This window comes from Paracoccus sediminis, assembly GCF_900188295.1.
GTDB lineage: Bacteria > Pseudomonadota > Alphaproteobacteria > Rhodobacterales > Rhodobacteraceae > Paracoccus > Paracoccus sediminis.
The window spans coordinates 278,414-304,357 of sequence record NZ_FZNM01000003.1 but is presented as its reverse complement, the minus strand read 5'-3'; the positions used below and the strand labels follow the sequence as shown (position 1 = coordinate 304,357).

The window sequence follows — 25,944 nt, the reverse complement described above, 5'->3', positions numbered from 1 at the left end:
ATGACCGATTTCGCCGCCACCCGCCGCGCCTTTCACCTGCCGCAGGGCATCGCCTATCTGGACGGCAATTCCCTGGGGCCAATGCCCGTCGCCGCCAGGGACCGCGTGGCCCGGATGATGGCCGAGGAGTGGTCCGAGATGCTGATCGGCGGCTGGAACAAGGCGGGCTGGTATGTCCAGCCGCGCACCGTGGGCGACCGGATCGCCCGGCTGATCGGCGCGGGGCCGGAACAGGTGGTGATGGGCGATACGCTGTCGATCAAGGTGTTCCAGGCCGTCAGCGCGGCCCTGCGCCTGCGTCCCGGCCGGCGGGTGATCCTGTCGGACAGCGGCAATTTTCCGTCCGACCTGTACGTTGCCGACGGTCTGGCCCGCGCGGTCGGCGCCGAACTGCGCGTGGTCGCCCCCGATGACGTCGCATCGGCGATCACGGACAATCTGGCCGTCCTGATGCTGACCGAGGTGGATTACCGCACCGGGCGGCGACACGACATGGCCGCCCTGACGGCCCGCGCCCATGAGGTGGGGGCGCTGACGGTCTGGGATCTGGCCCATTCGGCGGGCGCGCTTGATGTGGATCTGCTGGGGGCGGATGCCGATTTCGCGGTCGGCTGCACCTACAAGTATCTGAACGGCGGACCGGGGGCGCCCGCCTTCATCTGGATCCATCCGCGCCATGCCGATGCCGCCCAGCCGATCCTGCAAGGCTGGATGGGGCATGACGCGCCCTTCGCCTTTGACCTGGACTATCGCCCGGCGGCGGGGATCGAACGGATGCGCGTCGGCACACCGCCGGTGATCGCGTTGGCGGCCCTGGATGCCGCGCTGGACGTCTGGGATGGCGTTTCCCTGTCGGATCTGCGCGCCCGGTCCGTTCAGTTGACCGAAGCCTTCATCGCGGGGACCGGGGCGGCGTGCCCGGATGTCGCGCTGAATTCCCCCCGCGATCCGGCATTGCGCGGATCGCAGGTCAGCCTGCGCCATCCTCAGGCCTATGCCGTGATGCAGGCGCTGATCGCCGCCGGCGTGATCGGCGATTTCCGCGCCCCGGACGTGCTGCGCTTCGGCTTTGCCCCCTTGTTCAACGATCTGGACGATGTGGAGCGCGCGGTCGAGACCCTGGCCCGCGTTCTGCGCGACGGCAGTTGGAACGATGAGGCATTTCATCGCATGTCCGCCGTAACGTAAGGGCAGGGGTCTTTTCTTGGCCCGAATTGTGGCGTAGAAATGTCGCATTTGATTGGACATGTTGATGCGCGTATCCGGTTTTGCAGGGGTCATTGCGGCGGTGGGCATGTCGGTTTCCCCGGCCTGCGCACAGGATGATCTGCTGCGCGTCGAGCTGGTCGAGGCAAGGGAAAGGCCCGTGCGGGTCGATCTGCAACTGTCCGGCAGCATCGCCGCCACCGACAGCGTGCAGCTGAGCTTTCGTCAGGCCGGGCGGGTGGTTCGCGTGTCGGTTGACGAAGGCGACCGCGTGACCGGCGGACAGGAACTGGCGCGTCTGGATTCCGTGCAGCAGGATCAGGCCCTGCGCGTGGCCGAGGCGGGACTGGCCGCCGCCCGCGCAGGCCTTTCGCAGGCCCGCCAGGCCAGCGACCGGGCCTTGGCCTTGCTGGAGCGCGGCGTCGGCACCCGCGCCGCCCGCGACGATGCGCTGCAATCCCTGTCCGAGGCCCAGGGCGCGGCCGAACGCGCCGAAAGCACACTGGATCAGGCCCGGCGCGCGGTTCGCGAAACCATCCTGCGCGCACCCGAGGACGCGGTGGTGACAGGGCGTGACATGGCTCCGGGCCAGATCGTCGGCGCGGCGCAGGCGGTCCTGACCATCGCCACGCTGGACGGGCTGGAGGCCGTGTTCAGCGCGCCCGACCATCCCGGCCTAGACACCGCCATGGGGGCCGCCGTCAGGCTGGACACCATCGACATCGATCATCCCCGGATGCAGGGGACCGTGACCGAAATCTCTCCTCTGGTCGATCCGCAGACGGGAACGGTGACGATGCGGGTCGGGATCGAGGGGGTGGAAGGCGATACTGCCCTGCTGGGCGCGGCGGTGCGCGGCCATGTGGACATCGCCGCGGATTCGGGCATCGCGGTGCCATGGACCGCGCTGATGCGCGTGGGCGACAAGCCCGCCGTGTGGCGCGTCGATGACGGCAACCGGGTCAGCCTGGTGCCCGTCACGATTGGTCAGTTCGCCAATGACGTGGTGTATCTGTCCGACGGGATCGACGCGGGGGATGTCGTCGTGGGGGCGGGATCGCAGCTTCTGTTTCCGGGCCGACAGGTCCAGGCGGCCGGGGTGACGCCATGATGCGGTTCGCCGCGGCGCTGATCGCGCTGTCGATCGCGGCGCCCGCCCATGCGCTTGACCTGTCCGGCTGGCTGGATTTCAGCTCTCATGCCGAAAACATCGACCCGATCCGCCCCGTGGTGTCCGAGATCGTCCAGGACCGCGGCAGCGACGCGCGCTGGATTCCCGGTGTGGTGGCATCGCGCACCCAGGTTACGATGGCCTTTCAGACGCTGGGCCGGATGGTGTCGCGCCCCGTCGATCTGGGGGACCGGGTGCGGCAAGGCGACGTGCTGGCAAACCTTGCGGCCGAAGATCTGGCCGCGACGACCCGCGCCGCCGAAGCTGCCCTGGCCGCGGCCGAGGTTCAGCGCGACACCGCCCGCCTGACGCTGGAACGGACCCAGGCGCTGGTGGCGCGCAACGTCGCCAGCGCCGCGCAACTGGAACAGGCCCAGCGTGCGGCCACGGCTGCCGAAGCCGGCGCCGAACAGGCCCGGTCGGCCTTGGTCCAGGCCCGCGACGCCCAAGGCTATGCCCGGATGACCGCGCCCTTTGCGGGCGTGGTCAGCGCCGTTTACGAAGCCCCCGGCAGCGTGCTGGGCGCAGGAACCCCGGTGCTGCAACTGTCCGCCGAAAATCGGCGTGAAGCGGTGATCGACCTGCCGGAATCGGCCTTGGCAAGCCTGCCGGACAGGGCCGTCTTCACCGTCTGGCAACGCATGGATCCCGACCGGCAGATGCGGGCCGTCCTGGACCGCATCGATCCGGTGGCCGATGCCGCGACCCGCACGCGCAGGCTGTATCTGACGCTGCCCCCCGACGCGCCCTTTCGGCTGGGATCGCTGGTGCGCGCCCGGTTGGGCACCGCCAGCGAACCGGCGCTGATGCTGTCGGCCGCGGCGATCTTTCGACGCGACGGCGCTCCTCATGTCTGGCGCGTCCTGCGCGACGACGGCTCTGCGCGGGTCGAGGCCGTGCCGATCACCCCGGCGGGCGATTTCCATGACCGGGTGCTGATCCAGGACGGCCTGGCGCCGGGGGACGAGGTGGTGGTCCGCGGCGTCAACTCGCTGTCGGACGGCCAGCCCGTCGGGCCGAGGGTCCGGCCATGAGCCGCTTCAACCTGTCGGACTGGGCGCTGAAGCACCGCAGCTTCGTGTGGTTCCTGCTGATCCTGTCACTGGTCGCGGGAACCATCAGCTATAACAATCTTGGCCGAGAGGAAGACCCGAACTTCACCATCAAGATCATGGTCATCAGCGCATCCCTGCCCGGCGCCACCGTGGATGAGACGCTGAGACAGGTCACGACCCGGATCGAGACGAAGCTCGAGGAGTTGGACGAGCTTTACTTCACCCGGTCCATCACCATGCCGGGGCAGGCGGTGGTCTATCTGGAACTGCTGCCCACGGTCCGCGGCCCCCGCGTCCCCGAGGTGTGGAAGCGCGTCCGCGAGATGATGTCGGACATCCGCCCCGATTTCCCCCAGGAATTCGCGGGCTTTCAGTTCAACGACGATTTCGGCGACGTGTTCGGCAACATCTATGCCTTTACCGCCGACGGATTCAGCCCCCGAGAGATGCGCGACCGTGTGGAACGCATCCGCAAGCAGGTCGCGGCCCTTGACGCCGCCGGCAAGACCGAGCTTCTGGGCGAGCAGCGCGAACAGATCTATCTGGAATTCTCGGCTCCGCGGCTTGCGGCGCTTGGCCTGAACCAGCAGCAGGTGATTGCGACGCTGGCCCAGCAGAACGCCATTTCGCCGTCCGGCGTGATCCAGGCGGGACCGGAACAGGTTCTGCTGCGGGTGGGCGGGCAGTTCGACGATGCCGCATCCATCGCCGCCGTCAACCTGCGGGTGGGCGAACGGTTCTTCAACCTGAGCGATGTGGCGACCGTGACCCGCGGCTACGAGGATCCGCCGCAATCGCTGTTCCGCTACAACGGCCAGCCCGCCATCGGCTTGCAGGTGGGCATGCGCGACGGCGAGAACATCCTGGAATTCGGCAAGGATCTGGATGCGCTGATGGCCAGGGTTTCCGCCGACCTGCCCATCGGGATCCAGATGCACAAGATCGCCGACCAGCCCCATGTGGTGGACGAAGCCGTAGGCCATTTCGTCACCGCCCTGGCCGAGGCCGTGCTGATCGTCCTTGTGGTCAGCTTCGTCAGCCTGGGTTTCCGCGCGGGTTTCGTTGTCACGCTGACCATTCCGCTGGTGCTGGCGATCACCTTCGTGATCCTGGATCTGTACGGCGTCACCTTGCAGCGCATTTCTCTGGGCGCGCTTATCATCGCCCTTGGCCTGCTGGTCGATGACGCCATGATCGCCATCGAGACGATGATTTCCCGGCTGGAGATCGGCGAGTCGCTGGGCAAGGCCGCCAGCTATGCCTGGACTTCGATCGCCTTTCCGATGCTGACCGGCACGCTGGTCACGGTTGCGGGCTTCATTCCCATCGGCCTGAACAGTTCGGCGGCGGGCGAATTCACGTTCTCGCTGTTCGTGGTGATCGCGGTGTCGCTGATCGTGTCCTGGATCGTGGCGGTGCTGTTCGCGCCCCTGCTGGGCGTCACGTTCCTGCGGACCTATGGCGCGCAGCACGATCCCAGGCCGGGCTGGCTGCGGCGGCGGTTCCACGGGTTGCTGTCGTGGTCGATGCGCTTCAGGTGGGTCGTGATCGCCGTGACGCTGGTGCTGTTCGCGCTGTCGGTCTGGGGAATGCGGTTCGTCGAACAGCAGTTCTTTCCATCCTCGGACCGGACCGAGGTTCTTGTGGACATCGTGGAACGGCAGAACACCTCGATCGCCCGGACAAGGGCCGACATGGACCGGCTGGAATCGGTTCTGGCGGACAATGACGACGTGCTGTTCTGGTCGTCCCATGTCGGCAGCGGCGCGCCGCGTTTCGTGCTGTCGATGGATGTGCCGACGCCCGGACCCTATATGGGCCAGATCGTCATCCAGACCCCCGACCTGGCCGCCCGCGACCGGGTCAAGGCGCTGCTTCGGGAAACGGCGGCCCGCGACCTGATCGGGGTCGACGTCTATGTCAAGAACCTGGAAATCGGTCCGCCGGTCGGCAAGCCCGTGCAATACCGGGTCAGTGCGCCCGATCCCGATGCCGCCCGCGACGCCGCGCGAAACCTGGCCACGGTGCTGGCCAGCGAACCGCGGCTGCGCGACATTTCGATGGACTGGAACGAACCCGCCCGCGTGATCCGGCTGGAAATCGACCAGGACCAGGCCCGCCAGCTGGGCGTGACCAGTCAGGACGTGGCCGATACGCTGTCGGCGCTGTTTTCGGGCCGGACCATCACGCAACTGCGCGACGACATTTTCCTCATCAACGTGGTGGCGCGCGGCGAGGCCGAGGACCGCACCTCGATCGATTCGATCCGCAACCTGCAAATGGTCCTGCTGACCGGGCAAAGCCTGCCGCTGTCGTCCATCGTCTCGCTGGGCTATACGACCGAACAGCCACTGATCGCCCAGCGCAACGGCCTGCCCACCGTCACCGTCAAGGCCGCCATTTCCACGAACGACCAGCCGGCCACGCTGGTCGATGCTCTGGCCCCCGCCGTGGCCGAATTCCAGGCAGGCCTGTCGTCCGACGTCGCCATCACCGTGGGCGGCACGGTGGAAACCTCGGCCGACAGTCAGGAACCCATCGCGGCGGTGGTGCCGGTGATGCTGCTGGTCATGGCGCTGCTGGTCATGGCGCAGATGCAAAGCTTTCGGCTGTCGCTGATCGTGTTCGCCGCCGCGCCGCTGGGCCTGATCGGGGTGGTCGCGGTGCTGGTGCCGTTCCGCGTGCCGATGGGTTTTGTCGCGATCCTGGGAATTCTGGCGCTGATCGGTATCCTGATCCGCAACTCGATCATCCTGGTCCATGAAATCCAGGAACTGCTGCACAAGGGCCGCAGTCCGTGGCAGGCCGTGTTCGAGGCGTCGGACAGCCGCGCCCGGCCGATCCTGCTGACGGCGGCGGCCGCGTCGCTGGCGCTGATCCCGATCGCGCGGCAAGTGTTCTGGGGACCGATGGCCTTTGCCATGATGGGCGGCATCATTGCCGGCACGCTCATCACGCTGGTCTTCGTGCCGGCGCTTTACTGCGCGGTGATGCGTGTCAAGCCCGACCGGACCTGATGCCGTCAGCCCAGATCGGGAAAGAACCGGTCGGACGGCGTGAAAATCTCGAACCCGGATGCGGTGACGCCGATGGAATGTTCGAACTGCGCCGACAACGACTTGTCGCGGGTCACGGCGGTCCAGTCGTCGGCCAGCACCTTGGTTTCGGGGCGGCCCAGGTTTATCATGGGTTCCACCGTGAAGAACATGCCTTCTTCCAGCATCGGGCCTTTGCCGGGGCGGCCGAAATGCAGGACGTTCGGGGGCGCGTGGAACACCCGGCCCAGCCCGTGCCCGCAGAAATCGCGCACCACCGACATGCCGTGGCCCTCGGCATGGGCCTGGATCGCCGCGCCGATGTCGCCGAAATGGGCGCCGGGGCGCACGGCCTCGATCCCCTTCATCAGCGCGTCATGCGTGACCTGGATCAGGCGGCGCGCCTTGATGGACGCCCGGCCCGCCACATACATCCGGCTGGTGTCGCCATACCAGCCGTCCACGATCACCGTCACGTCGATGTTCAGGATGTCGCCGTCGGCCAGAACCTTGTCGCCCGGAATGCCGTGGCAGACGACATGGTTCACGCTGATGCAGCTGGCATGTTCATAGCCGCGATAGCCGATGGTGGCCGAGGTGGCGCCCAGTTCGGCCACGCGGCGGGTGATGAAATCGTCCAGCGCGCCGGTGGTCACGCCGGGCCGGACCATCGGCCCGACCTCGTCCAGGATCTGCGACGCGACGGCGCCCGCCTTGTGCATCCCCGCGAAATCCTCGCGCACATGGATGCGGATGCCTTCCTTGGTGATGTGGCTCTGGTCCATCGGAAATCCTTTCGTCTGGCGGCATAGATAGACCCGGAAGGCCACTTGTTCCAGCCCCGCGCGTGGGCATAGAACCGGGACAGCACAGGTTTCAGGGGATGGGGCGATGCAATCCGACAATCCGACGGCGGCGATCCTGGTGATCGGGGACGAAATCCTGTCCGGCCGCACGCGCGAAGGAAACGCGCATTACCTGGCGCAGGTGCTGTCCGCGACCGGCTTCGACCTGCGCGAGATGCGCGTGGTGTCCGACGACCACGACCAGATCGTCGCGGCGATCCGCGCCCTGGACCGCAGCCTGGGCGGGGCCTATGACCTGTTGTTCACGTCTGGCGGGATCGGGCCGACGCATGACGACATCACCGCCGACGCCGTGGCCGACGCCCATGGCACCACGGTCGGGATCCACCCCGACGCCCGCGTGATCCTGCAAGCCCGCTGCGACCGGTTGGGGTTCGAACTGACCGAAAACCGTCTGCGCATGGCGCGCATCCCGGTGGGGGCGACGCTGATCGACAACGCCGTGTCGGGCGCGCCGGGATTTTCCATCGGCAGCACGCATGTGATGGCGGGCGTCCCCGAGGTGTTTCGCGGCATGGTCGACTGGCTGATCCCGCGCCTGTCCGCCGGCCGACCCGTCCAGTCCGACAGCGTCGAGGTGCGGCGCGGCGAAAGCGACGTGGCCGAGGATCTCAAGGCCGTGGCTGCGCAATATTCCGACCTGTCGCTGGGATCCTATCCGTTCCAGGACCAGACCGGCTGGGGCACCAACCTGGTCGTGCGCGGGCTTGATGCGGCGCGCGTGGCCGAGGCGATGACGGCGCTGAAACAGCGGCTGTCGCTGTGATGGATGCCGCCCTGGCCCAGGCGTTCGAGAACACCTGGCCCGCCGCCGAATACGCCACGGCGGGGGGGTTCCGGGTGGGCCGGGGACTGGGCGCGGGGGGCAGGGTCAGTTCGGCCCGCGCGGTCGGGGCCTGGACGGCGGATGACATTCCCGCTGTTGAAACGATCCACCGCGCCTGGGACCAGCCGCCGATGTTCCGCGTTCTGGACAGCGACCCCGATCTGGCGGATGCCCTGCTGGCGGCCGGATACCGGCGCGAAACGCCCACCGCGATCCTGGCGGCGCCCATCGCGGAACTGACCGGCCAGCCCATCCCACCCGTCACCACCTTTGCCATCTGGCCGCCGCTGGCGATCCAGCGCGACATCTGGGTCGCGGGCAACATCACCCCGGCGCGTCAGGCGGTCATGGACCGTGCGCGCGGGCCGAAGACCGCGATCCTGGGCCGCATCGACGACCGCGCGGCAGGCGCCGCCTTTGCGGCGATCAGCGGCGATGCGGTCATGGTCCACGCGGTCGAGGTTCTGCCGCCGTTCCGCCGCCGGGGCCTGGCCGGGTGGATGGCGCGGCAGGCGGCACTGTGGGCGGCCGAACAGGGCGCGACCCGGATCGGGCTGGCGGTCAGCCGTGCCAACACGGGCGCCCGCGCGACCTGGGACCGGCTGGGGTTATCCGAAATCGCGGGCTATGGCTATTACGCCAAGCCGTCATGACGCCGCGCGGATGCTGGCGGCGATCAGGGCCGGCACCTCGGGCGCAAGGCCGATGGGATCCAGGCGCGGGCCTGTGAAGCCTGCCCGATCCAGCGCCTCGGGCAGATCGTCCAGCACATGTTCGGCCCGCAGCGCGAACAGAGGCAGGCTGACCGCCTGCGTCAGCCCCGTGGCCGCGTCCGCAAGGAACGGTTCCTGTTCCACGAAGCCGGTCACGACGCGCGCGACATGCGGCGCAATGCTGTCGGCAAGCGCCATGGTGATCGTGAAGGACGCCTGCGACCGCTGCGATCCATGCGCGGACAGCAGCAGGGTCGTGTCCCGCGGCAACCAGCCCTGGGCGGCGGCGGCGGCATGGACCTGGGCCACGATCAGGCCGGGCAAGGCCGGATCGGCGCCAAAGGGCCGCAGCACCCGCGCGCGCGCCGCGCCTGCCTGGGCCAGTCGTCGGGGCAGTTCGCTGCGGGTGAACCAGCCCTCGGCCATGAACATCGGATAGATCAGGCTGTCGTCATCCGCCACCGCCGCAAGCGCACCGGGCATCGCCAGCGTGGCGCCCGCGACCGGGCAACCCGGACCGCAGGCCGCGACCCGTGCCGCCAGATCCTCGACGGCCCGCTGCTGAGGGCCGGGATTGCCGGGCTGGCCGTGGGATACGATTACGGCGCGCATCAGTCGCGGAAATACGGGGCAAGCGCCTCGGGCATCGGGAATTCCCGCAAGGCGCGGGCGCGGCCTTCGGGCGACATCTTGCGGGCGGTCTTTTCGATGATGCGGGGCACGCCCTTGTCGGCGTGCTCGGCCATGAAGTCGCCCAGATACCAGCGGATGAAGGTAAAGCAGATCACGTCCTCCAGCGCCTGCACCTGATCGTCGCGCTTCAACCCCTGCTTGGTCAGCATCTTGCGGGCCTGGTCGATGTCGTCGTCGCCGTATCCTGCGTCGGCCATGATCCCGGCGATGCGGTCGGCGTGGCGGCGGCCCTGTTCCTGACGCCAGGCCAGATAGCCCGCCCGGTCCATCGGATAGGCGTCGCGCGGCAAAAGCCAGCGTTCGACATGCTGGCCCCGGCAGGCGATCCGCAGCACGTCGGACGCGTCGGGAAACAGGCGTTCCTGTTCCTGGGTCATCCGCTGGCCATAGACCAGGTTGGCGGGCTGGCCCTCGTCAAGGTTCGGATCCCTGGAATTGGCGGCATCGATGGCTTGAAAGGCATGGTCTAGCGGCGTGGTCATGGGGCAGCATCCTTGTTGCAGGCCCAGTTTCACCCGCTGCGGGCACGGCCTGCAAGCGGCTTGTGGAAAGGACGGCCCGATGGGCGCAGTTGCCGCCGCCCCGGCCCGTCTTCCATGCGTCGCAGCCGGGGGCCTTTCGCCCCGGACCCCCGAAGGATATTTGGACCAACGCAAAATCACAGGCGGAACCGATCGGGGATCGCGTCCTGGCCGTCAAGGATCAGGTTGGCCATTGCCTGCGCGATTCCGGGCGCCATGCCGAAGCCGATCTTGAAGCCGCCATTGGCGACGAAATGGCCGGGGCGGCCGGGCCAGGGTCCGAGGATCGGCGCGCGCGTCCGTGTCCTGGGGCGGGCGCCCGCCCAGCGGTCGATCACGGGCGCGTCGCGCAGTTGTGGGCAGATGGTCCGTGCCTTGGCGATCAGCGCATCGATCTGGTCGTCCGGGTCCAGATGGTTGTAATCGTTTTCGGACGTCGATCCGACCGCCACCGTTCCGTCGTCGTGCGGCACGATGTGCAGCCCGTCGGCAAAGACCTGCGGCGCCTGGGGGGCGGCGTGGCGCAGCAGGGCCGACTGGCCCTTGACGCCTTTGCCGATCGGTCGGCCCAGGTCGCGGGTCAGATCCTCCAGCCCCGGCGTGCCGGTGGCCCAAAGGATCGGCCCGGACAGGGTTCCGGCAAAGCGCCCCTCGGCGATCTCTCCTCCGCGGCTGCGGATGGCGGCGGCAAGCGCGGCTCCGGCGGCGCGGGGTGACAGTCGTGCGGTCAGCCCGTCAGACAGCCACAATCCCGATGGGCTGTCGGGCACCAGATCCCCTGGCGGAGCCTGTGTCACCCGCATCGCGCAATCGTCGGGCCAACGGATTGCCGAGGCCGCGATACGGTCTTGCAGCCGGTCCGCCGCGGCGGCATCGGCCACGGGTTGCAGCCGGCCGGTGCGGGCATAGCCGGTGGGCAGGCCGGACGCAGCCGTGACCCCTGCCCAAAAGGCCGGGGCCATCAGCAGGCTTTCCAGCTGGAACGCCTTCTTGCCGTTCCAGCTGTCCGGCGCGTGGGGCGCCAGGGCGCCGACATGCCCGCCCGACGATCCGGCGCCGATCCGCACGGCCTCGATCACCCGGACGCGGGCGCCCCGGCGCGCCATTTCCCATGCGCAGGCCAATCCGAAGATGCCGCCGCCGATGATCGTGACGCTTGTCAAGGCCCGGCCCTTTCCCCTAGCTGCGGCCATGAGCGCGTTACCCGATACCGACCCCGACCGCCACCCGCAGCTTGATTGGCGCGACGGGGGCGTGCCGGTGTCCACCCGTTTCGACGACCCCTATTTCAGCATTGCGGGCGGGTTGCAGGAAACGCGGCATGTGTTTCTGGCGGGCAACAACCTGCCTGCCCGTCTGCGGCCGGGGTTTCACGTCGCGGAACTGGGCCTTGGCACGGGATTGAACTGCCTGGCCCTGGCGCAGGTCGCCCGCCAGCCCGTCGCCATGACCAGTTTCGAGGCGTGGCCGATGAGCGTCGCCCAGCTTGAACAGGCCCACGCGGCCTTTCCCGAACTGGCGGCCTTGTCGCGGCAGTTTCGCGACGGTTGGGGCAAGGACATCATTCAGGTCGGCCATGTCGCGTTGCGGATGGTCGTGGGCGACGTGGCACGAACGCTGCCCGGCTGGCGGGGCCGGGCCGATGCATGGTTTCTGGACGGGTTTTCCCCGGCCAAGAACCCCCGGATGTGGGACGACGGTATCATGGCCCATGTCGGGCGCTGCACCGCGCCGGGTGGAACCTTTGCCACCTATACGGCGGCGGGGGCGGTGCGCCGCGCGCTGGGTCATGCGGGCTTTGCCGTCGAACGCCGCCCCGGCTTCGGCCGCAAGCGGCACATGAGCGTGGGCATCCGGCCCTAGCGTTCCACCCGCGGGACGCGGGTAGGGGCATAGACCGTCGCGGGGTGCGGGGGTTGGCCATGGGTCCGTGCCCAGAAATCCGGCCCTCCCAGGCGCAGGAACCGGGGCAGCGCAAGCGCGACCCCGGCCAGGAATCCCCCGGCATGGGCCCAATAGGCAACGCCCCCCTGATCGCCGGGCGTGGCATAGCCGCCAAAGACCTGGATCGCCAGCCAGACGCCCAGCACAACCCAGGCGGGCAGGGTGAAGACCTTGAAGAAGATGATGAAGATCGCAAGGATATCGACCTTGGCACGCGGAAACAGCAGCAGATAGCCGCCCATCACCCCGGCGATCGCGCCAGAGGCGCCGACCATGGGGATGGCCGACAGCGGTTCCGTCGCAATCTGCGCCACCGCAGCCGCCAGACCTGCGACAAGGTAAAAGGCCAGAAATCCAAGGTGGCCCAGCTGTTCTTCCAGATTGTCGCCGAATATCCATAGAAACAGCAGGTTGCCTGCAATATGCAACAATCCCGCGTGCAGGAACATGTGCGTCAGCAGGCCCCACAGCAATTCCCCATGCGTGACCGCCACGGGATACAGCGCAAGGCGCGTCCACAGCCAGTCGCCGCCCGCGTTGACCGGCAGCGTCAGCAGATACAGCGCGACGTTGGCGGCGATCAGCGCATAGGTGATCCAGGGCGTCCGCTGCGACGGATTGTGGTCGCGGATCGGGAACACCGGATCAGGTTCCGCCGACGGGGGCCAATCCGATGCGTTCGCGGCCTTCGGCGTCGATCAGCGACACTTGGCCGGACCTGGCCCTGGCCCCGGTGACGCTTGTCAAGGCGATGGCAAAGCGCGTTTCGGCCATGGTGCGGGCGGGATCGAGACAGGCCCTGCGGGTCATCACCACGCCGTTCAGGGTCATCGCGCCACCCTGTTCGGCCAATCGTGCGCTGAAGCGGTTGCAGGGCGCGGCCCCGCTGACGCGGCCATCACCGCCCACCTGGAAGGTGCCGCCCTGGGGCGCGGGATTGCCGTCGATCCGGGTGACGGCGAAGCTGTCGCCGGGGCGCAGCAGGGCGACGGATCGTTCGCCCGCGTCCTGGCAGGCGGTAAGGGCCGTGGCCGTTGCAAGGGCGGCAAGGATGCGGGTTGCGGGCATGGCGATGCTCCTGATGGCGGGGTCAGCATCGCGTGGCAGGGGCGGCTGCGCAAGGCCGGGCCTGTTCGGCCCCGGCCGCCTGCGCTAGCATCCGCCGACCCTGAAACGGAGCGATTCCGATGACCACCATGACCGACCGCAAGAACGCCGCCATTTCCCGTGGCGTCGGCATGACCACGCAGATCTATGCCGACCGTGCCGAGAATGCCGAGATCTGGGACAAGGACGGCAACCGCTATATCGACTTTGCCGCCGGAATCGCGGTCGTGAACACCGGCCATCGCCATCCCCGCGTGATCGAGGCCGTCAAGGCACAGCTGGACCGATTCACCCACACCTGCCATCAGGTCGTGCCGTATGAAAACTATGTCTCGCTGGCCGAACGTCTGAACGCGCTTGTCCCCGGCGATTTCGACAAGAAGACCATCTTCGCCACCACCGGGGCCGAGGCGGTGGAAAACGCCGTCAAGATCGCCCGCCATTACACGGGCCGGCCGGGCGTGGTGGCCTTTGGCGGCGGCTTTCATGGGCGCACCTTCATGGGCATGGCGCTGACCGGCAAGGTCGCGCCCTACAAGGCGGGCTTCGGGCCGATGATGCCCGACGTCTGGCATCTGCCGTTCCCGAACCCCCTGCACGGCGTGTCCAAGGAGGACGCGCTGAAGGCGCTGCAACAACTGTTCAAGGCCGATCTGGAACCCGCCCGCGTCGCCGCGATCATCGTCGAACCCGTGCAGGGCGAGGGGGGCTTCTATGAGGTGCCGCAGGGCTTCATGGCCGAACTGCGCGCGCTGTGCGACCATCACGGCATGCTGCTGATCGCGGACGAGGTGCAGACCGGCTTCGCCCGCACCGGCAAGCTGTTCGCGATGGAACACCACGGCGTCGCCGCCGATCTGGTGACGATGGCCAAGGGCCTGGGCGGGGGGTTGCCCATCAGCGCCGTCACCGGACGGGCCGAAGTGATGGACAGCCCCAACCCCGGCGGCCTGGGCGGCACCTATGCGGGCAATCCGCTGGGCGTGGCGGCGGCCCATGCCGTGCTGGACGTGATCGAGGACGAGGGGCTGTGCGACCGCGCCACGCGCCTGGGCCAGCGGCTGAAGCAGCGGCTGGCCGCCGCGCGCGACCAGATCCCGCAGATCGCCGACATCCGCGGCCCCGGCTTCATGAACGCGGTCGAATTCAACCTGCCCGGCAGCGACAGCCCCAACCCCGACTTTACCAACCGCGTCCGCGAGGCGGCGTTGAAGCGCGGATTGATCCTGCTGACCTGCGGCGTCTACGGCAACGTGATTCGCTTCCTGGCACCGCTGACGATCCCGGACGCGGTGTTCGAGGAGGCGCTGGACATCCTGGACGACAGCCTGCTGGCGGCGCGGGGTTAGCGCAATCGCCGCGAACCGCGCGACGGCCTTGCAGCAGGGCGGGCAGGGCTTACATGCACGAAGTCCGGTGGATTTTTCGCCGTGTCCCTGACCAGGGATGAATGTCTTTGACGGGCAGCCCGGATCAGGACGTCGCAAGGAGCAGTCAATGGCGGAACGCAGGTGCATTGGGGTGATCCTGGGGTCGATCCGGGAAGGGCGGATCAACGACCGGGTGGCCCGCTGGACGATCCGCCAACTGGAAAGGCACGGCTTTGCCACGCGGCTGATCGATCCCGCCGATCCCGACCTGCTGCCGGTGCAGACCGGCGATGCCGCCGCCACCCTGCACCTGCGCAGGCGGATGGCGAACCTGGACGGGTTCGTGATCGTCACGCCCGAATACAACCATGCCGAACCGGGGTGGTTGAAGACCCTGATCGATTCCGTGGTCGCGGAATGGTGGGCGCGGCCCGTGGGGCTGATCGGCTACGGCGGCATCTCGGGCGGGTTGCGCGCGTTGGAGGCCTTGCGGATCATCCTGGCGGAACTGCATACGGTGACGCTGCGCGACACGGTCAGCTTCGCCTCGCCCTGGCGGCGGTTCGACGAAGGCGGGCACATCACCGACCCCGAGGATGCGGCCGCCGCCGAGGCGGCGATGGCTGTTTTCGCGCACCGTCTGGACTGGTGGGTCGAGGCCCTTGCCCAGGCACGCCACGCCCGGCCCTATCACCCCGAGGGGGACGAAAGGATAACCTGATGACCGCGATCATCCAGATCGACACCCTGTCCAAGCAATACGACAGCGGCACCCGCGCGCTGAGCGACGTGACGCTGGACATCCACGAGGGCGAGATCATCGCCCTGCTGGGACCGAACGGCGCGGGCAAGACGACGCTCATTTCCATCATCTGCGGATTGGTGGTGCCGACGGGCGGCACGGTGCGCGTGGGCGGGCACGACATCCGCACCGACTGGCGCGCGGCGCGCAGGCTGATCGGGCTGGTCCCGCAGGAAATCGCCCTTGAACCGTTCGAAAAGGTCATCAACTGCGTCCGCTTCACGCGCGGCCTGTACGGGGAAGGCCAGGACGACGCCCATATCGAACAGGTGCTGCGCAGCCTGGCCTTGTGGGACAAGCGCGACGCGGCCACGCGCGAACTGTCGGGCGGCATGAAGCGGCGGGTGCTGATCGCCAAGGCGCTGGCCCACCGGCCCAAGGTGCTGTTTCTGGACGAACCCACCGCCGGCGTCGACGTGGCGCTCCGCCGCGAGATGTGGGAGGTCGTGGGCCAGTTGCGCCGCGAGGGCGTGACGATCATCCTGACCACCCATTACCTGGAAGAGGCCGAGGAGATGGCCGACCGGATCGGCGTCATCAACAAGGGCCGGCTGTTGCTGGTAAAGCCCACGTCGGAATTGATGGGCGAATTCGGCAAGAAGACCCTTACGGTCGAACTGACGGCGCCCCTGACGATGATCCCTGACGAACTGGCCGGGCGCAACCTGCGCTTGTCGCCCGATGGCCGGTCACTGGCCTATGAATACGACACCCGCGCCGAACGCACCGGCATCGCGCATCTGCTGGGCGATCTGGCCGCGCAGGGGATCAAGGTGCGCGATGTGTCCACCCGGCAATCCAGCCTGGAGGAAGTGTTCATGACCCTGGTGTCCGAACCGCGTCAGGAGGTGACGGCATGAGCGGGATCAACTGGCCCGGCGTCTGGGCGATCTTTCACCACGAGATGATGCGGTTCTTCCGCACCGTGATGCAGTCGCTGCTGTCGCCGGTCGTATCCACCGTGTTGTATTTCGTGGTCTTCGGCGCGGCCATCGGCGGGCGCATCCAATCGGTCGAGGGGGTGGAATACGGCGCCTTCATCGTGCCCGGCCTGATGATGCTGACGATCCTTCAGCAATCGGTCAGCAACGCCAGCTTCGGCATCTATTTTCCGAAATTCAGCGGCACGATCTATGAATACCTGGTGTCCCCCGTGGGCTGGATCGAGGTCACGCTGGGATTCGTCGGCGCCGCCGCAATGAAGGCCGTGCTGATCGCCCTGGTGATCCTGCTGACCAGCTTTTTCTTTGTGGGTGTCCATATCCTGCATCCGGTCTGGATGCTGGCCTTTCTGATCCTGACCGCCATCGGCTTCAGCCTGCTGGGCTTCATCATCGGGCTGTGGGCCAAGTCGTTCGAACAGTTGCAGATCGTGCCGATGATGGTCATCACGCCCCTGGTGTTTCTGGGGGGCGCCTTCTATTCGTCGGACATGCTGCCGCCGTTCTGGGAAGCCGTGGCCAAGCTGAACCCGGTCCTGTATCTGGTGTCCGGCTTTCGCTGGTCGTTCTTCGGGCTGGCCGACGTGCCGGTTGGCGTGTCGCTGGTCGCGGTCAGCCTGATGATCGCGGCCTGCTGCCTGGCGATCCGATGGATCTTCGCGACCGGCTGGCGGCTGCGGGAATAATCAGCCGCAGAGCCTGGTCTTGGGATCCAGGCGGACATATTCCCGTGCAGAGAGCACCGTCATGTCCAGAGACCGGTTCCAGCCTCCGAACCAGCGGTCGCGGATGCCGCCGCGATAAAAGGCGCCCATGATCTCGTCCACCAGAGGCGGGATGATGCGGGTGTTGGGAATGCGCGGCGCATGAAAGCCGATCCGCGAATCGGGGAACAGGCAGGCGTTCGGCATGGTCGTCAGGATCGTGCAGGCCGACCGGCAATAGCCCCGGATGCGCACCGTCTTGCCCGACCGCGCCAGCCGTTCGCGCAACTGGACCGTCTGGATGACGTTGCCGCCCCGATGGTTGTTCACGTCGATGAAGCGGCCCCGGTCGCGAATCTCGGCCAGTCCCAGGGTGGGGGCCGCGGCGATCAGCAGGGCGGCAATGGTCAGGCGAAGCGAGGTTCGGATCATGGGGGCATTCTGACGACGGCCGGGCCAAGGGGAAATCACGTTCCGGCGACAAGGTTCCGGCGCCATGCCTCTTTTCTGGCGGCGCCGGATCCCCTATTTGCGGCGGATGCACACGAACCCGCCCGACCTGCGCCCCGACCTGGCCCGCGCCCGCATTCCGGAAGAACGCCGCGACGGCCAGCCGACCATCGGCATGGTCAGCCTCGGCTGTCCCAAGGCGCTTGTGGACAGCGAACGCATCCTGACCCGCCTGCGGGCCGAGGGTTACGCGATCAGCCCGGACTACAAGGGCGCGGACGCGGTGATCGTCAACACCTGCGGATTCCTGGACAGCGCCAAGGCAGAATCGCTGGACGCCATCGGCGAGGCGCTGCGCGAGAACGGCAAGGTTCTGGTCACGGGCTGTCTGGGGGCCGAACCCGAATACATCACCGGCGCGCACCCCAAGGTGCTGGCCGTCACCGGCCCGCATCAGTACGAGGCCGTTCTGGATGCCGTTCACAAGGCGGTGCCGCCGCAGCCCGATCCCTTCATCGACCTGCTGCCCGCATCCGGCGTCAGCCTGACCCCGCGCCACTACAGCTATCTGAAGATTTCCGAGGGCTGCAACCACAAGTGCAAGTTCTGCATCATCCCCGACATGCGCGGGCGCCTGGTCAGCCGCCCGGCCCATGCCGTCGTGCGCGAGGCCGAAAGACTGGTGCAGGCCGGCGTCAGGGAACTGCTGGTCATCAGCCAGGACACGTCGGCCTATGGCCTTGACCTGCGGCACGCGACCGACCGGGGGCACCGCGCCCATATCACCGATCTGGCGCGCGATCTGGGATCGCTGGGTGCCTGGGTGCGGCTGCATTACGTCTATCCCTATCCGCATGTCCGCGACCTGATCCCGTTGATGGCGGAAGGCCGGGTGCTGCCCTATCTGGACATCCCCTTCCAGCACGCCCATCCCGACACGCTGCGCCGCATGGCGCGACCGGCTGCCGCTGCGAAGACGCTGGACGAGATTGCCGCCTGGCGCGCGGTCTGCCCCGACATCACCCTGCGATCGACCTTCATCGTCGGCTATCCCGGTGAAACCGAGGCCGAATTCCAGACCCTGCTGGACTGGCTGGACGAGGCGCAGCTGGACCGGGTCGGCGCGTTCCAGTATGAGAACGTCAAGGGCGCGCGGGCCAACGACCTGCCGGATCATGTCGCGCCCGAGGTCAAGCAGGACCGTTTCGACCGCTTCATGGCCAAGGCCCAGGCGATCAGCGAAGCCAAGCTGCAAGCCAAGGTCGGCCAGCGGCTGGAGGCCATCGTGGACAGCGTGGACGAAGACGGCGCCACCTGCCGGACCAAGGCCGATGCGCCCGAAATCGACGGCAACCTGTTCATCGACGACGGGTTTCAGACCCTGACCCCCGGCGACATCGTGACCGTCACCGTGGACGAGGCGGGCGAATACGACCTTTGGGGCCGTTTGTGACACTGCGGAATCGTCTGCCCGCCTTCATCGCCGACCGCTACGAAGTTCACGAATGGCGCCACGCCAGCGCCATCCTGGCCCATGACTTTCCCGACGAATGGCGCGACATCATCGACGTGCTGACCTCGTTCCGCCTCAAGCGAGAATGGATCGAGGTGGGGGGCGGCAACAAGTCGCGTGTCTCGGCCTTCATCGACGGATTTCTGGCCACGCGCGGCTGGCGCGAACGGCAGTTCCGCACCGGCATCGTGGTCGATGACCTGATGAAGGAAAGCCCCACACACAAGGTCGATTGCTTCAAGAACAACATCGGGCTGGAAATCGAATGGAACAACAAGGATCCGTTTTACGATAGGGATCTCAACAACTTCCGACTGCTGTTCGACCTGCGGGCGCTGTCTGTGGGGGTGATCGTTACCCGATCAGACGAATTGCAACAGATCTTTCGCCAATTGGGGCGCGGGTCGTCCTATGGCGAATCCACCACCCACATGTCGAAGCTGCTGCCGCGAATTGAAGGTGGCGGCGGGGCGGGCTGTCCGCTATTGGTGTTCGGGATCACCAAAGCCCTTTACCTGGATACCGGAGGCCACGTTGAGCAGCGCGTCTGACGATCTTCTGGCCACCGCGGGCGCGGTCAAGTTTGGCACCATTCTGGCCGACCCGCCCTGGCAGTTCCAGAACCGCACCGGCAAGATGGCCCCCGAACACAAGCGCCTGTCACGCTATCCGACGATGACGCTGGACGCGATCTGCGACCTGCCGGTCGAGGCCGTGGCCGACGCCCGGTCCCATCTTTACCTATGGGTGCCGAACGCCCTTCTGCCCGAAGGGCTGAAGGTGATGGAGCACTGGGGCTTCAAATACAAGTCGAACCTGATCTGGTACAAGGTCCGCAAGGACGGCGGCCCCGACCGGCGCGGCGTGGGCTTTTATTTCCGCAATGTGACTGAAATCCTGCTGTTCGGCGTGCGCGGCAAGGACGTCCGCACCCTGGCGCCCGGCCGCAGCCAGGAAAACGTCATCGCCACCCAGAAACGCGAACACAGCCGCAAGCCCGACGAACAATACGACCTGATCGAGGCCTGTTCCTGGGGTCCGCGCCTGGAGATGTTCGCGCGCGGCCCGCGCAAGGGCTGGACCGTCTGGGGCAACCAGGCCGAGGAATACGAACCCGACTGGCCGACCTATTCCAACCATTCCCAAAGCAACGTGGTCAAGCTGCGTTGAGCCTTGGGGCTGCGATGGATCCGGCAGGCCGGCCCCGCAAGCCCGGCGCCTTGTGCATCGGCGCGCAGAAGGCCGGGACAAGCTGGCTGGCGCGGATGCTGGGCCAGCACCCGCAGGTCTGGATCCCTCCCTTTAAGGAGGTGCAGTATTTCAACCACCGCTTCATCCCCGAACACCGCCGCTGGATCGGCTGGCATTACCGCCGGCAACCGCAAGAGGTCCGCGAACGGCACGCCCGGCGCGGCATCCCAGTGCCGCCGGACCTGGATGCCTATCTGGACGCTGTGACGCGTGGAAAAATGTTCCACAACCAGTGGTACAAGCGGGTCTTCGCCCCGGCCCCGCCCAGCGTGCTGCCGGTGGACATCACCCCTGAATATTCGACGCTGCCGGATGAGGGCGTCGATTATGTCGCGGACTTCCTGCCCAAGGCGCGCGTGATATATCTGATCCGCCACCCGGTCGATCGCGCGGTGTCCCAGCTTCGCATGAACCTGCAACGCGAAGGCCGCCGTCCCGAAACCGTCGCCGACTGGATGGCCGAGATCGACAATCCCATTCTGTACGACCGGGGCGATTATGCCCGCTATCTGCCGCGTTGGCAGGCCCGTTTCCCCGACATGCTGGTCTTGCCCTTTGGCCGCATCGCGTCCGATCCGCACGGCGTGATGGATGCGGTCGAAACCCATCTGGGCATCGGTCCCTGGCATTATGCCGATCTGACCGAAAAGGTTTTTGCCAATCGCAACCCCGTCAGGCCCCCGCCCCAGGCCGTCGCGGCGCTGGCCGACCGCTTGGCGCCGCAACTGGCCTTTCTGGCCGATCATCTGGGCGCCGATTTCGCATCCCGGACGCGCTGACCTTTCGCACGGCCCCGCTTTGGCCTACATAGCACCCAAAGTTTGCAGGAGATTCCCATGGCGTCCTATCAGTTCGTGTATCACATGGACGGCGTGTCCAAGACCTATCCCGGCGGCAAGAAGGTGTTCCAGGACATCCGCCTGAATTTCCTGCCGGGCGTCAAGATCGGCGTGGTGGGCGTGAACGGCGCGGGGAAATCCACGCTGCTCAAGGTGATGGCCGGGATCGACAAGGATTTCCAGGGCGAGGCCTGGGCCGCCAAGGGCGCCAAGGTCGGCTATCTGTCGCAGGAACCCTGGCTGGATCCGCAACTGAACGTGCGCGGCAACGTCATGGAGGGCGTGAAGGCCAAGCAGGAAAAGCTGGACCGCTACAACGAATTGGCGATGAACTATTCCGACGAGACCGCCGACGAGATGGCGCGGTTGCAGGACGAGATCGACGCCGAGAACCTGTGGGAACTGGACAACCAGATCGACATCGCGATGGAGGCGCTGCGCTGCCCGCCCGACGATGCCGATGTGGAAACCCTGTCGGGCGGCGAACGCCGCCGCGTGGCTCTGTGCAAGCTGCTGCTCGAGGCGCCGGACATGCTGCTGCTGGACGAACCGACCAACCATCTGGACGCAGAAACCATCGCCTGGCTGCAAAAGCACCTGATCGACTACAAGGGCACGATCCTGACCGTCACCCACGACCGCTATTTCCTGGACGACATCACGTCCTGGATCCTGGAACTGGAACGCGGCCGCGGCCTGCCGCACGAAGGCAACTATTCGTCATGGCTGGAGGCCAAGGCCAAGCGCGTCGCGCAAGAGGCGCGCGAGGACAAGTCCAAGCAGAAGGCCATGGAAAAGGAACTGGAATGGATCCGCGCGGGCGCCAAGGCCCGTCAGGCCAAGTCCAAGGCCCGGATTTCCGCCTATAACAAAATGGTGGACGAATCGGTCAAGGAACTGGTGGGCCGCGCCCAGATCGTCATTCCCCACGGCCCGCGCCTGGGCGGCAAGGTGATCGAGGTCGAGGGCCTGAAGAAGCACATGGGCGACAAGCAGCTGATCGAGGATCTGTCCTTCAGCCTGCCGCCCGGCGGCATCATCGGCGTGATCGGTCCCAACGGGGCGGGCAAATCCACGCTGTTCAAGATGCTGGTCGGTCAGGAACAGCCGGACGAGGGCACGATCACCATTGGCGACACCGTCAAGATGGCGTTTGTGGACCAATCGCGCGACAGCCTGGACCCCGACAAGACCGTGTGGGAGGAGATCTCGGGCGGGGCCGAGGTCATTGAGTTGGGCGACGCGCAGGTCAACAGCCGCAATTATGTCGGATCGTTCAACTTCAAGGGCGCCGACCAGCAGAAAAAGGTCGGCCTGCTGTCGGGCGGCGAACGCAACCGTGTGCACATGGCCAAGCTGCTGAAGGCGGGCGGCAACGTGCTGCTGCTGGACGAACCGACCAACGACCTGGACGTGGAAACGTTGCAAGCCCTGGAGGCGGCGATCGAGAATTTCGCGGGCTGCGCGATCATCATTTCCCACGACCGGTTCTTCCTGGACCGCCTGTGCACGCACATCCTGGCGTTCGAGGGCGACGCGCATGTGGAGTTCTTCGAGGGCAACTTCGAGGACTATGAGAAGGACAAGGTGCGGCGTCTGGGGGCGGATTCGATTGAGCCGAAGCGGGTGAAGTATAAGAAGTTTACGCGGTAAGAAATCTTAACAATTCAAATTTCCCAAGGTTTCGTTTACATTTTTTTCTATGTAATCTGCCAACATGGCGCTCTCGGGCAATAGAGGTATGTAGTTTTCTTCCATTATCTTCCAATTTCTAGAAAGTCCTGTGCAGTCTCTTTTTCCTGAAATAACTTGGATCATTTGGTTTGCTGCGCCTAGGAATGCACGGCCCCGTAGACGACTTTCACTTTCTGTGATTTCACGGAAGAGGTTGTAAAATGTCTCCTCGCCACGCGGGGGATCAAAAAAGAGTATAGACTGTGCTAAGGTCGCTTTCGCTGTCATCCGATCGCCATATGTTGCAGCCCGATTAATCGCAAGATTTGCCAAACTTTGAGAAATGTCTTCCTCTTCTGTCATCATAGCTATCCAAGCTAACATGACGAGATCAGTTCCTGCCAAGGCAGATAATACTTCAGAAGAGCTTATTTTAACGGAACCCATAATAGCAGCTTGACCGAAAGTTACCTCTTCTTCAGCGACCGATCGTTGAGCAGGAGTTGCGTCCATAGGCAAAGAATTAAGTTTGGCTAAGTCCTCTCGATGTTGATCAATCTTGGAACTAAGGCTGATCGCATCTGCTTGGATTTTTATCTCCGGAGCAATAAAGAAGGCATTATACAAACCTAAGCCGCCAGACATTATCGAAATTGCAAGAGCTAAAGCAGAAGCAAAAGCAGTAAGTCTATTTGTCTTTTTTGTTTCTTGATGACTTATAAAGTTCTCAAGTGTAACAATTCTCTCAAGAAGTTCTTTCTCAGAAATTTCTAAAAATTCTGGCATCACTGTTCTCCACGAGAAACCGAATGGGAACTAAAGACAGCGTGAAGATATCAGAATTGGCAAAGATGTCCTACTAGTTTTTATTAAAAATCGTGTGGTAGATTCTATACTATCCCCTCTTCCCGTCGAACTGTGGGGTGAAACCCACCTTAAAAAAAAACGCAACGCCTTCCGGCGTTGCGCCTTGTTCAAGCGTTCACCGGCGGCTTGCCGGGGCAGTTGGCCACGATCAGCGTGGTCGCCGGGCCTGCCACAGTGTCCGTCGCGGTCGGGCCGTCTAAGGCCAGGACCGGGGCGGCCAGCAGGCAGGCGGTGAGGGTTGCAAGGGAAAGTCGGGTCATCGGCGCTCCTGTCTCCTGTTGCGATGGTCCAGCTTGGCCCGAATCGCCGCACCCCCCAAGACACAGGCGCGTTACCGCCCGAAAACCGCACTTTGGTCTGAAACGTATGCCTAAATCCCCGCCAGCATCCGGTCGAAGCCGCACAGGGCAATCCCCTCGGGCGTCAGATAGTCGAAATGGCGTTCCAGCGCGCGTTCCACCTCGGCGCGGGTGGCGGGGCGCATTCCGCGCTTGCGCAGGATCTCGGGCGCATGGCGGGGGGTGTCGTTGTCGCCGCGATGGGTGACGATGTTGGGGAAATGCGGGTCGGTGACGGCAACCAGCCGCGTCGGGATGGCGTAATGGCCGTAATCGAAGATCGTGCGCGACGAATGCCGGATCGCCGCGCCCGCGCTGAAGAACGGGCTGAACCAGTCATAGATCCCCTCGGTCGGGCCGTCGGTGACGCAATAGAAGATCGACGGAAAGCTGACGGCGAAATGGGCGTTGCGCCACAGGCTGGCCGCGTGGCGGCGCAGGCGGCGGACATAGTCGCGCGCCACGCAGTCGTCGTCGTCCAGCCGGAACTGCACGGTGTCGGGCAGGTGCAGGCCGATCTCGGCCGCGACCTGGGCGATCGCGTCGGACACGTGGATCGGCGGCAGGAACCGCAGCACCACCTGGTCCACGCCGCGGCATGTCTCCTCCAGCCGGGCGCGGTATTCGGCGGGCATCCGGTCGGACGACACCACCAGCAGCCGGAAATCCGCGTCCGTCTGGCTGGCCAGCGACCGCAGCGTCAGATGCCGGAACGTGTCCAGCCGCGCGTCCAGCCGTTCCCGCGCGAACAGGCCGAGGGCCTGCCGGGCATAGATCGCCTGCAACGCGTCATCCGGCTGGTTGCGATAGGCTTTCCAGTCGCCCCGCCCCAGCATGGAAAAGCGGCATACCCCAAGGATCGAGATGTCGCGATCGTTCATCAGGCGTTTCCCTGTTCTTTCGGCTCAGCCCGCGATCCCGACCCGGACCAGGCTCTCGGCATGTTTCGATTGCGCCCAAGCGATGCTGTCCGCCATGTCCTGCGGATCCGGTGCGTGCCACGGGATCGCGGCGTCGATGAAGCCGTGGCGCTCCAGTTCCTGTCCCAGGCGGTGGAAATCAAGCTCTCCCCAACTGAGGTGGTTGGATTGGGTGGCCCCGTCGTCCATCCAATGCGCGGCCAAGGCGTCGATGATCGCAGGATTGCGGCCGGTCATCCCGGCAATCTGCGCCGCGATCGAGGCATGGGCGTCGTTGCTGCGCCGCAGGATGAAGCCGATCCGCTTGGCGGGATCGGCGACCATGCCCGCGATGTGAAAGGCGGAACTGTCGATCCCCAGGATATGCGTGGCCGACTTGTAGAACCGCAACTGGTCGGGCAGCTCCATCTTTTCGGGATGCATGATGACATAGCCCTGCGCGATCATGTTGCGTTCGATCACCCGTTCGGCCAGCACACCCCCCCGCCCGTTGAACCGGGTCCGAGAGATATAGATCCGGCGCGGCGGATCGTCGGGGATGCGGTCGGCCATCCGCCGCATCGCTGCGCGGAATTCCGGCGTGCCCTGGGCGATCCGTCCAAGGCCAAAGCCCTGGCCCGGCACCAGCAGTTCCTCGACGATCACCGGCTGGCGCAGGATGCGTTCGCGAACCTGGACACCCAGCATCGCCCAGAAACGGGATTGATAGCTTTGGAATTCGGACAGCTTGTCATGCTTCGGGACAAAGAGGATGCCGTCGATGCCCGGTTGGTCGAAGGCCCAGCAGCGCGCCATCGTTTCGGTGAAGAAATGTCCGAAATGCCCATAATAAAGCCCGCCCCAGACATAGCGTCCCTTGAGGACTGCGGCAGGCGGATCGGTGCGTTCGATCCGGCGCGTCATGCGGATGCCGCCGCGCCAGGTCGATGCGTGCAGGCAATCGTCACCCTTGCCCGTCAGGACGCCGCAGGCTGGACGGCCCGTCATCGTCTCGGGGGGGAATACCCGCGCATTCCCGATCACCACGATTTCGCGCGACCAGCCAGCATCGGGAAGAGGTTCGGTCATCGCCTGTCCTTGTCGCGGGCCGGATCGCGGCTGCCCTGAACGGTTGTAAACAACAAGTCCGTTCCCGTGA

Annotated in this window: 27 protein-coding genes; 16 read left to right on the top strand and 11 right to left on the bottom strand. The window is 65.8% G+C overall.

What is annotated here, in order from left to right; genetic code table 11:
* From kynU to CHB77_RS06910, 4 genes are all read left to right on the top strand, one after another.
* Positions 1 to 1,188 carry a kynureninase gene (kynU, locus tag CHB77_RS06925; protein ID WP_089387444.1) on the top strand — a complete coding sequence of 396 codons (1,188 nt, stop codon included), beginning with the start codon at positions 1 to 3 and terminating at the stop codon, positions 1,186 to 1,188.
* Positions 1,189 to 1,252: 64 nt separating this feature from the next.
* On the top strand, positions 1,253 to 2,317 hold the full coding sequence (locus CHB77_RS06920; protein ID WP_242626556.1) for an efflux RND transporter periplasmic adaptor subunit: 1,065 nt from the start codon (positions 1,253 to 1,255) through the stop codon (positions 2,315 to 2,317).
* Positions 2,314 to 3,411 carry an efflux RND transporter periplasmic adaptor subunit gene (locus CHB77_RS06915; protein WP_089387443.1) on the top strand — a complete coding sequence of 366 codons (1,098 nt, stop codon included), beginning with the start codon at positions 2,314 to 2,316 and terminating at the stop codon, positions 3,409 to 3,411. Before CHB77_RS06920 ends, CHB77_RS06915 begins: the two co-directional genes overlap by 4 nt.
* Positions 3,408 to 6,449 (top strand): efflux RND transporter permease subunit, encoded by a 3,042-nt coding sequence (locus CHB77_RS06910; RefSeq protein WP_089387442.1) that lies wholly within the window; start codon positions 3,408 to 3,410, stop codon positions 6,447 to 6,449. Before CHB77_RS06915 ends, CHB77_RS06910 begins: the two co-directional genes overlap by 4 nt.
* 5 nt (positions 6,450 to 6,454) lie before the next feature.
* On the opposite strand, the gene map is transcribed toward CHB77_RS06910, so the two are convergent.
* The gene (gene map / locus CHB77_RS06905; RefSeq protein WP_089387441.1) at positions 6,455 to 7,252 is read right to left on the bottom strand and encodes a type I methionyl aminopeptidase; all 798 of its coding nucleotides are present in this window, start codon (positions 7,250 to 7,252) and stop codon (positions 6,455 to 6,457) included.
* Positions 7,253 to 7,358: 106 nt separating this feature from the next.
* Here map and CHB77_RS06900 point away from each other — a divergent pair, with 106 nt between their 5' ends.
* Positions 7,359 to 8,099: a competence/damage-inducible protein A gene (locus CHB77_RS06900; RefSeq protein WP_089387440.1), complete on the top strand. Its 741-nt coding sequence runs from the start codon at positions 7,359 to 7,361 to the stop codon at positions 8,097 to 8,099.
* A complete protein-coding gene (locus CHB77_RS06895) occupies positions 8,099 to 8,812 on the top strand; it encodes a GNAT family N-acetyltransferase (RefSeq protein WP_089387439.1) in 714 nt (237 codons plus the stop codon). Before CHB77_RS06900 ends, CHB77_RS06895 begins: the two co-directional genes overlap by 1 nt.
* Here the strand turns inward: CHB77_RS06895 and CHB77_RS06890 are convergent.
* The 3 genes from CHB77_RS06890 to CHB77_RS06880 all read right to left on the bottom strand — a co-directional run bounded on the left by CHB77_RS06890 (position 8,807) and on the right by CHB77_RS06880 (position 11,279).
* Positions 8,807 to 9,484 carry a sirohydrochlorin chelatase gene (locus CHB77_RS06890; RefSeq protein WP_242626555.1) on the bottom strand — a complete coding sequence of 226 codons (678 nt, stop codon included), beginning with the start codon at positions 9,482 to 9,484 and terminating at the stop codon, positions 8,807 to 8,809. The genes CHB77_RS06895 and CHB77_RS06890 overlap by 6 nt on opposite strands.
* Positions 9,484 to 10,047 (bottom strand): DUF4202 domain-containing protein, encoded by a 564-nt coding sequence (locus tag CHB77_RS06885; RefSeq protein ID WP_089387437.1) that lies wholly within the window; start codon positions 10,045 to 10,047, stop codon positions 9,484 to 9,486. The genes CHB77_RS06890 and CHB77_RS06885 overlap by 1 nt, the downstream gene beginning before the upstream one ends.
* Positions 10,048 to 10,223: 176 nt before the next feature.
* A complete protein-coding gene (locus CHB77_RS06880) occupies positions 10,224 to 11,279 on the bottom strand; it encodes an NAD(P)/FAD-dependent oxidoreductase (protein ID WP_089387436.1) in 1,056 nt (351 codons plus the stop codon).
* Here CHB77_RS06880 and mnmC2 point away from each other — a divergent pair.
* Positions 11,278 to 11,949 carry a tRNA (5-methylaminomethyl-2-thiouridine)(34)-methyltransferase MnmC2 gene (mnmC2, locus tag CHB77_RS06875; protein WP_089387435.1) on the top strand — a complete coding sequence of 224 codons (672 nt, stop codon included), beginning with the start codon at positions 11,278 to 11,280 and terminating at the stop codon, positions 11,947 to 11,949. The genes CHB77_RS06880 and mnmC2 overlap by 2 nt on opposite strands.
* On the opposite strand, the gene CHB77_RS06870 is transcribed toward mnmC2, so the two are convergent.
* Both CHB77_RS06870 and CHB77_RS06865 read right to left on the bottom strand, forming a co-directional pair.
* Positions 11,946 to 12,671: a rhomboid family intramembrane serine protease gene (locus CHB77_RS06870; RefSeq protein ID WP_089387434.1), complete on the bottom strand. Its 726-nt coding sequence runs from the start codon at positions 12,669 to 12,671 to the stop codon at positions 11,946 to 11,948. The genes mnmC2 and CHB77_RS06870 overlap by 4 nt on opposite strands.
* 4 nt (positions 12,672 to 12,675) lie before the next feature.
* Positions 12,676 to 13,098: an META domain-containing protein gene (locus CHB77_RS06865; RefSeq protein WP_089387433.1), complete on the bottom strand. Its 423-nt coding sequence runs from the start codon at positions 13,096 to 13,098 to the stop codon at positions 12,676 to 12,678.
* Positions 13,099 to 13,217: 119 nt separating this feature from the next.
* Between CHB77_RS06865 and CHB77_RS06860 the strand changes: the two genes are divergently transcribed.
* The 4 genes from CHB77_RS06860 to CHB77_RS06845 all read left to right on the top strand — a co-directional run bounded on the left by CHB77_RS06860 (position 13,218) and on the right by CHB77_RS06845 (position 16,936).
* Positions 13,218 to 14,486: a 4-aminobutyrate--2-oxoglutarate transaminase gene (locus CHB77_RS06860; protein WP_089387432.1), complete on the top strand. Its 1,269-nt coding sequence runs from the start codon at positions 13,218 to 13,220 to the stop codon at positions 14,484 to 14,486.
* 148 nt (positions 14,487 to 14,634) lie between these two features.
* Positions 14,635 to 15,228: an NADPH-dependent FMN reductase gene (locus CHB77_RS06855; protein ID WP_089387431.1), complete on the top strand. Its 594-nt coding sequence runs from the start codon at positions 14,635 to 14,637 to the stop codon at positions 15,226 to 15,228.
* Positions 15,228 to 16,169, top strand: coding sequence for an ABC transporter ATP-binding protein (locus tag CHB77_RS06850; RefSeq protein ID WP_089387430.1), 942 nt, complete (start codon positions 15,228 to 15,230; stop codon positions 16,167 to 16,169). Before CHB77_RS06855 ends, CHB77_RS06850 begins: the two co-directional genes overlap by 1 nt.
* Before the next feature lie 5 nt (positions 16,170 to 16,174).
* Entirely contained in the window at positions 16,175 to 16,936 is a 762-nt protein-coding gene (locus CHB77_RS06845) for an ABC transporter permease (RefSeq protein WP_423212884.1), read from the top strand.
* Here the strand turns inward: CHB77_RS06845 and CHB77_RS06840 are convergent, their stop codons facing one another.
* Positions 16,937 to 17,386: a hypothetical protein gene (locus tag CHB77_RS06840; protein ID WP_089387428.1), complete on the bottom strand. Its 450-nt coding sequence runs from the start codon at positions 17,384 to 17,386 to the stop codon at positions 16,937 to 16,939.
* A gap of 106 nt (positions 17,387 to 17,492) precedes the next feature.
* Here CHB77_RS06840 and rimO point away from each other — a divergent pair, with 106 nt between their 5' ends.
* From rimO to ettA, 5 genes are read left to right on the top strand one after another with little or no spacing between them, the layout of a single operon-like run.
* Complete coding sequence (gene rimO / locus CHB77_RS06835; RefSeq protein WP_165456227.1) at positions 17,493 to 18,857, top strand: 30S ribosomal protein S12 methylthiotransferase RimO; 1,365 nt, start codon at positions 17,493 to 17,495, stop codon at positions 18,855 to 18,857.
* Positions 18,854 to 19,468 carry a BglII/BstYI family type II restriction endonuclease gene (locus tag CHB77_RS06830; protein WP_089387427.1) on the top strand — a complete coding sequence of 205 codons (615 nt, stop codon included), beginning with the start codon at positions 18,854 to 18,856 and terminating at the stop codon, positions 19,466 to 19,468. The genes rimO and CHB77_RS06830 overlap by 4 nt, the downstream gene beginning before the upstream one ends.
* Positions 19,452 to 20,087, top strand: coding sequence for an MT-A70 family methyltransferase (locus tag CHB77_RS06825; protein WP_089387426.1), 636 nt, complete (start codon positions 19,452 to 19,454; stop codon positions 20,085 to 20,087). The genes CHB77_RS06830 and CHB77_RS06825 overlap by 17 nt, the downstream gene beginning before the upstream one ends.
* A 14-nt stretch (positions 20,088 to 20,101) precedes the next feature.
* Entirely contained in the window at positions 20,102 to 20,947 is an 846-nt protein-coding gene (locus tag CHB77_RS06820; RefSeq protein WP_089387425.1) for a sulfotransferase family protein, read from the top strand.
* Between the two features lie 57 nt (positions 20,948 to 21,004).
* Positions 21,005 to 22,660 carry an energy-dependent translational throttle protein EttA gene (gene ettA / locus CHB77_RS06815; RefSeq protein ID WP_089387424.1) on the top strand — a complete coding sequence of 552 codons (1,656 nt, stop codon included), beginning with the start codon at positions 21,005 to 21,007 and terminating at the stop codon, positions 22,658 to 22,660.
* Between the two features lie 6 nt (positions 22,661 to 22,666).
* Here ettA and CHB77_RS18005 read toward each other — a convergent pair whose 3' ends face one another.
* From CHB77_RS18005 to CHB77_RS06805, 4 genes are all read right to left on the bottom strand, one after another.
* On the bottom strand, positions 22,667 to 23,467 hold the full coding sequence (locus CHB77_RS18005; protein ID WP_131023323.1) for a hypothetical protein: 801 nt from the start codon (positions 23,465 to 23,467) through the stop codon (positions 22,667 to 22,669).
* Positions 23,468 to 23,655: 188 nt separating this feature from the next.
* Positions 23,656 to 23,808, bottom strand: a complete 153-nt coding sequence (locus CHB77_RS18285; protein ID WP_165456214.1) for a hypothetical protein — start codon at positions 23,806 to 23,808, stop codon at positions 23,656 to 23,658.
* A 110-nt stretch (positions 23,809 to 23,918) separates the two neighbouring features.
* Entirely contained in the window at positions 23,919 to 24,767 is an 849-nt protein-coding gene (locus CHB77_RS06810) for a glycosyltransferase (protein ID WP_089387423.1), read from the bottom strand.
* Between the two features lie 24 nt (positions 24,768 to 24,791).
* The gene (locus CHB77_RS06805; RefSeq protein WP_089387422.1) at positions 24,792 to 25,874 is read right to left on the bottom strand and encodes a glycosyltransferase family 61 protein; all 1,083 of its coding nucleotides are present in this window, start codon (positions 25,872 to 25,874) and stop codon (positions 24,792 to 24,794) included.
* Positions 25,875 to 25,944: the final 70 nt, after the last annotated feature.

Coding starts and splice junctions, on each gene's coding strand:
- mnmC2 (WP_089387435.1), top strand. CDS start 11,278: ATGAGCGCGTTACCCGATACCGACCCCGACCGCCACCCGCAGCTTGAT.
- CHB77_RS06890 (WP_242626555.1), bottom strand. CDS start 9,484: ATGCGCGCCGTAATCGTATCCCACGGCCAGCCCGGCAATCCCGGCCCT.
- CHB77_RS06855 (WP_089387431.1), top strand. CDS start 14,635: ATGGCGGAACGCAGGTGCATTGGGGTGATCCTGGGGTCGATCCGGGAA.
- CHB77_RS18285 (WP_165456214.1), bottom strand. CDS start 23,808: ATGACCCGACTTTCCCTTGCAACCCTCACCGCCTGCCTGCTGGCCGCC.
- CHB77_RS06850 (WP_089387430.1), top strand. CDS start 15,228: ATGACCGCGATCATCCAGATCGACACCCTGTCCAAGCAATACGACAGC.
- map (WP_089387441.1), bottom strand. CDS start 7,252: ATGGACCAGAGCCACATCACCAAGGAAGGCATCCGCATCCATGTGCGC.
- ettA (WP_089387424.1), top strand. CDS start 21,005: ATGGCGTCCTATCAGTTCGTGTATCACATGGACGGCGTGTCCAAGACC.
- CHB77_RS06920 (WP_242626556.1), top strand. CDS start 1,253: ATGCGCGTATCCGGTTTTGCAGGGGTCATTGCGGCGGTGGGCATGTCG.
- CHB77_RS06820 (WP_089387425.1), top strand. CDS start 20,102: ATGGATCCGGCAGGCCGGCCCCGCAAGCCCGGCGCCTTGTGCATCGGC.
- CHB77_RS06900 (WP_089387440.1), top strand. CDS start 7,359: ATGCAATCCGACAATCCGACGGCGGCGATCCTGGTGATCGGGGACGAA.
- CHB77_RS06805 (WP_089387422.1), bottom strand. CDS start 25,874: ATGACCGAACCTCTTCCCGATGCTGGCTGGTCGCGCGAAATCGTGGTG.
- CHB77_RS06910 (WP_089387442.1), top strand. CDS start 3,408: ATGAGCCGCTTCAACCTGTCGGACTGGGCGCTGAAGCACCGCAGCTTC.
- CHB77_RS06880 (WP_089387436.1), bottom strand. CDS start 11,279: ATGGCCGCAGCTAGGGGAAAGGGCCGGGCCTTGACAAGCGTCACGATC.
- CHB77_RS06885 (WP_089387437.1), bottom strand. CDS start 10,047: ATGACCACGCCGCTAGACCATGCCTTTCAAGCCATCGATGCCGCCAAT.
- CHB77_RS06810 (WP_089387423.1), bottom strand. CDS start 24,767: ATGAACGATCGCGACATCTCGATCCTTGGGGTATGCCGCTTTTCCATG.
- kynU (WP_089387444.1), top strand. CDS start 1: ATGACCGATTTCGCCGCCACCCGCCGCGCCTTTCACCTGCCGCAGGGC.
- CHB77_RS18005 (WP_131023323.1), bottom strand. CDS start 23,467: ATGCCAGAATTTTTAGAAATTTCTGAGAAAGAACTTCTTGAGAGAATT.
- CHB77_RS06840 (WP_089387428.1), bottom strand. CDS start 17,386: ATGATCCGAACCTCGCTTCGCCTGACCATTGCCGCCCTGCTGATCGCC.
- CHB77_RS06860 (WP_089387432.1), top strand. CDS start 13,218: ATGACCACCATGACCGACCGCAAGAACGCCGCCATTTCCCGTGGCGTC.
- CHB77_RS06915 (WP_089387443.1), top strand. CDS start 2,314: ATGATGCGGTTCGCCGCGGCGCTGATCGCGCTGTCGATCGCGGCGCCC.
- CHB77_RS06865 (WP_089387433.1), bottom strand. CDS start 13,098: ATGCCCGCAACCCGCATCCTTGCCGCCCTTGCAACGGCCACGGCCCTT.
- CHB77_RS06895 (WP_089387439.1), top strand. CDS start 8,099: ATGGATGCCGCCCTGGCCCAGGCGTTCGAGAACACCTGGCCCGCCGCC.
- rimO (WP_165456227.1), top strand. CDS start 17,493: ATGCACACGAACCCGCCCGACCTGCGCCCCGACCTGGCCCGCGCCCGC.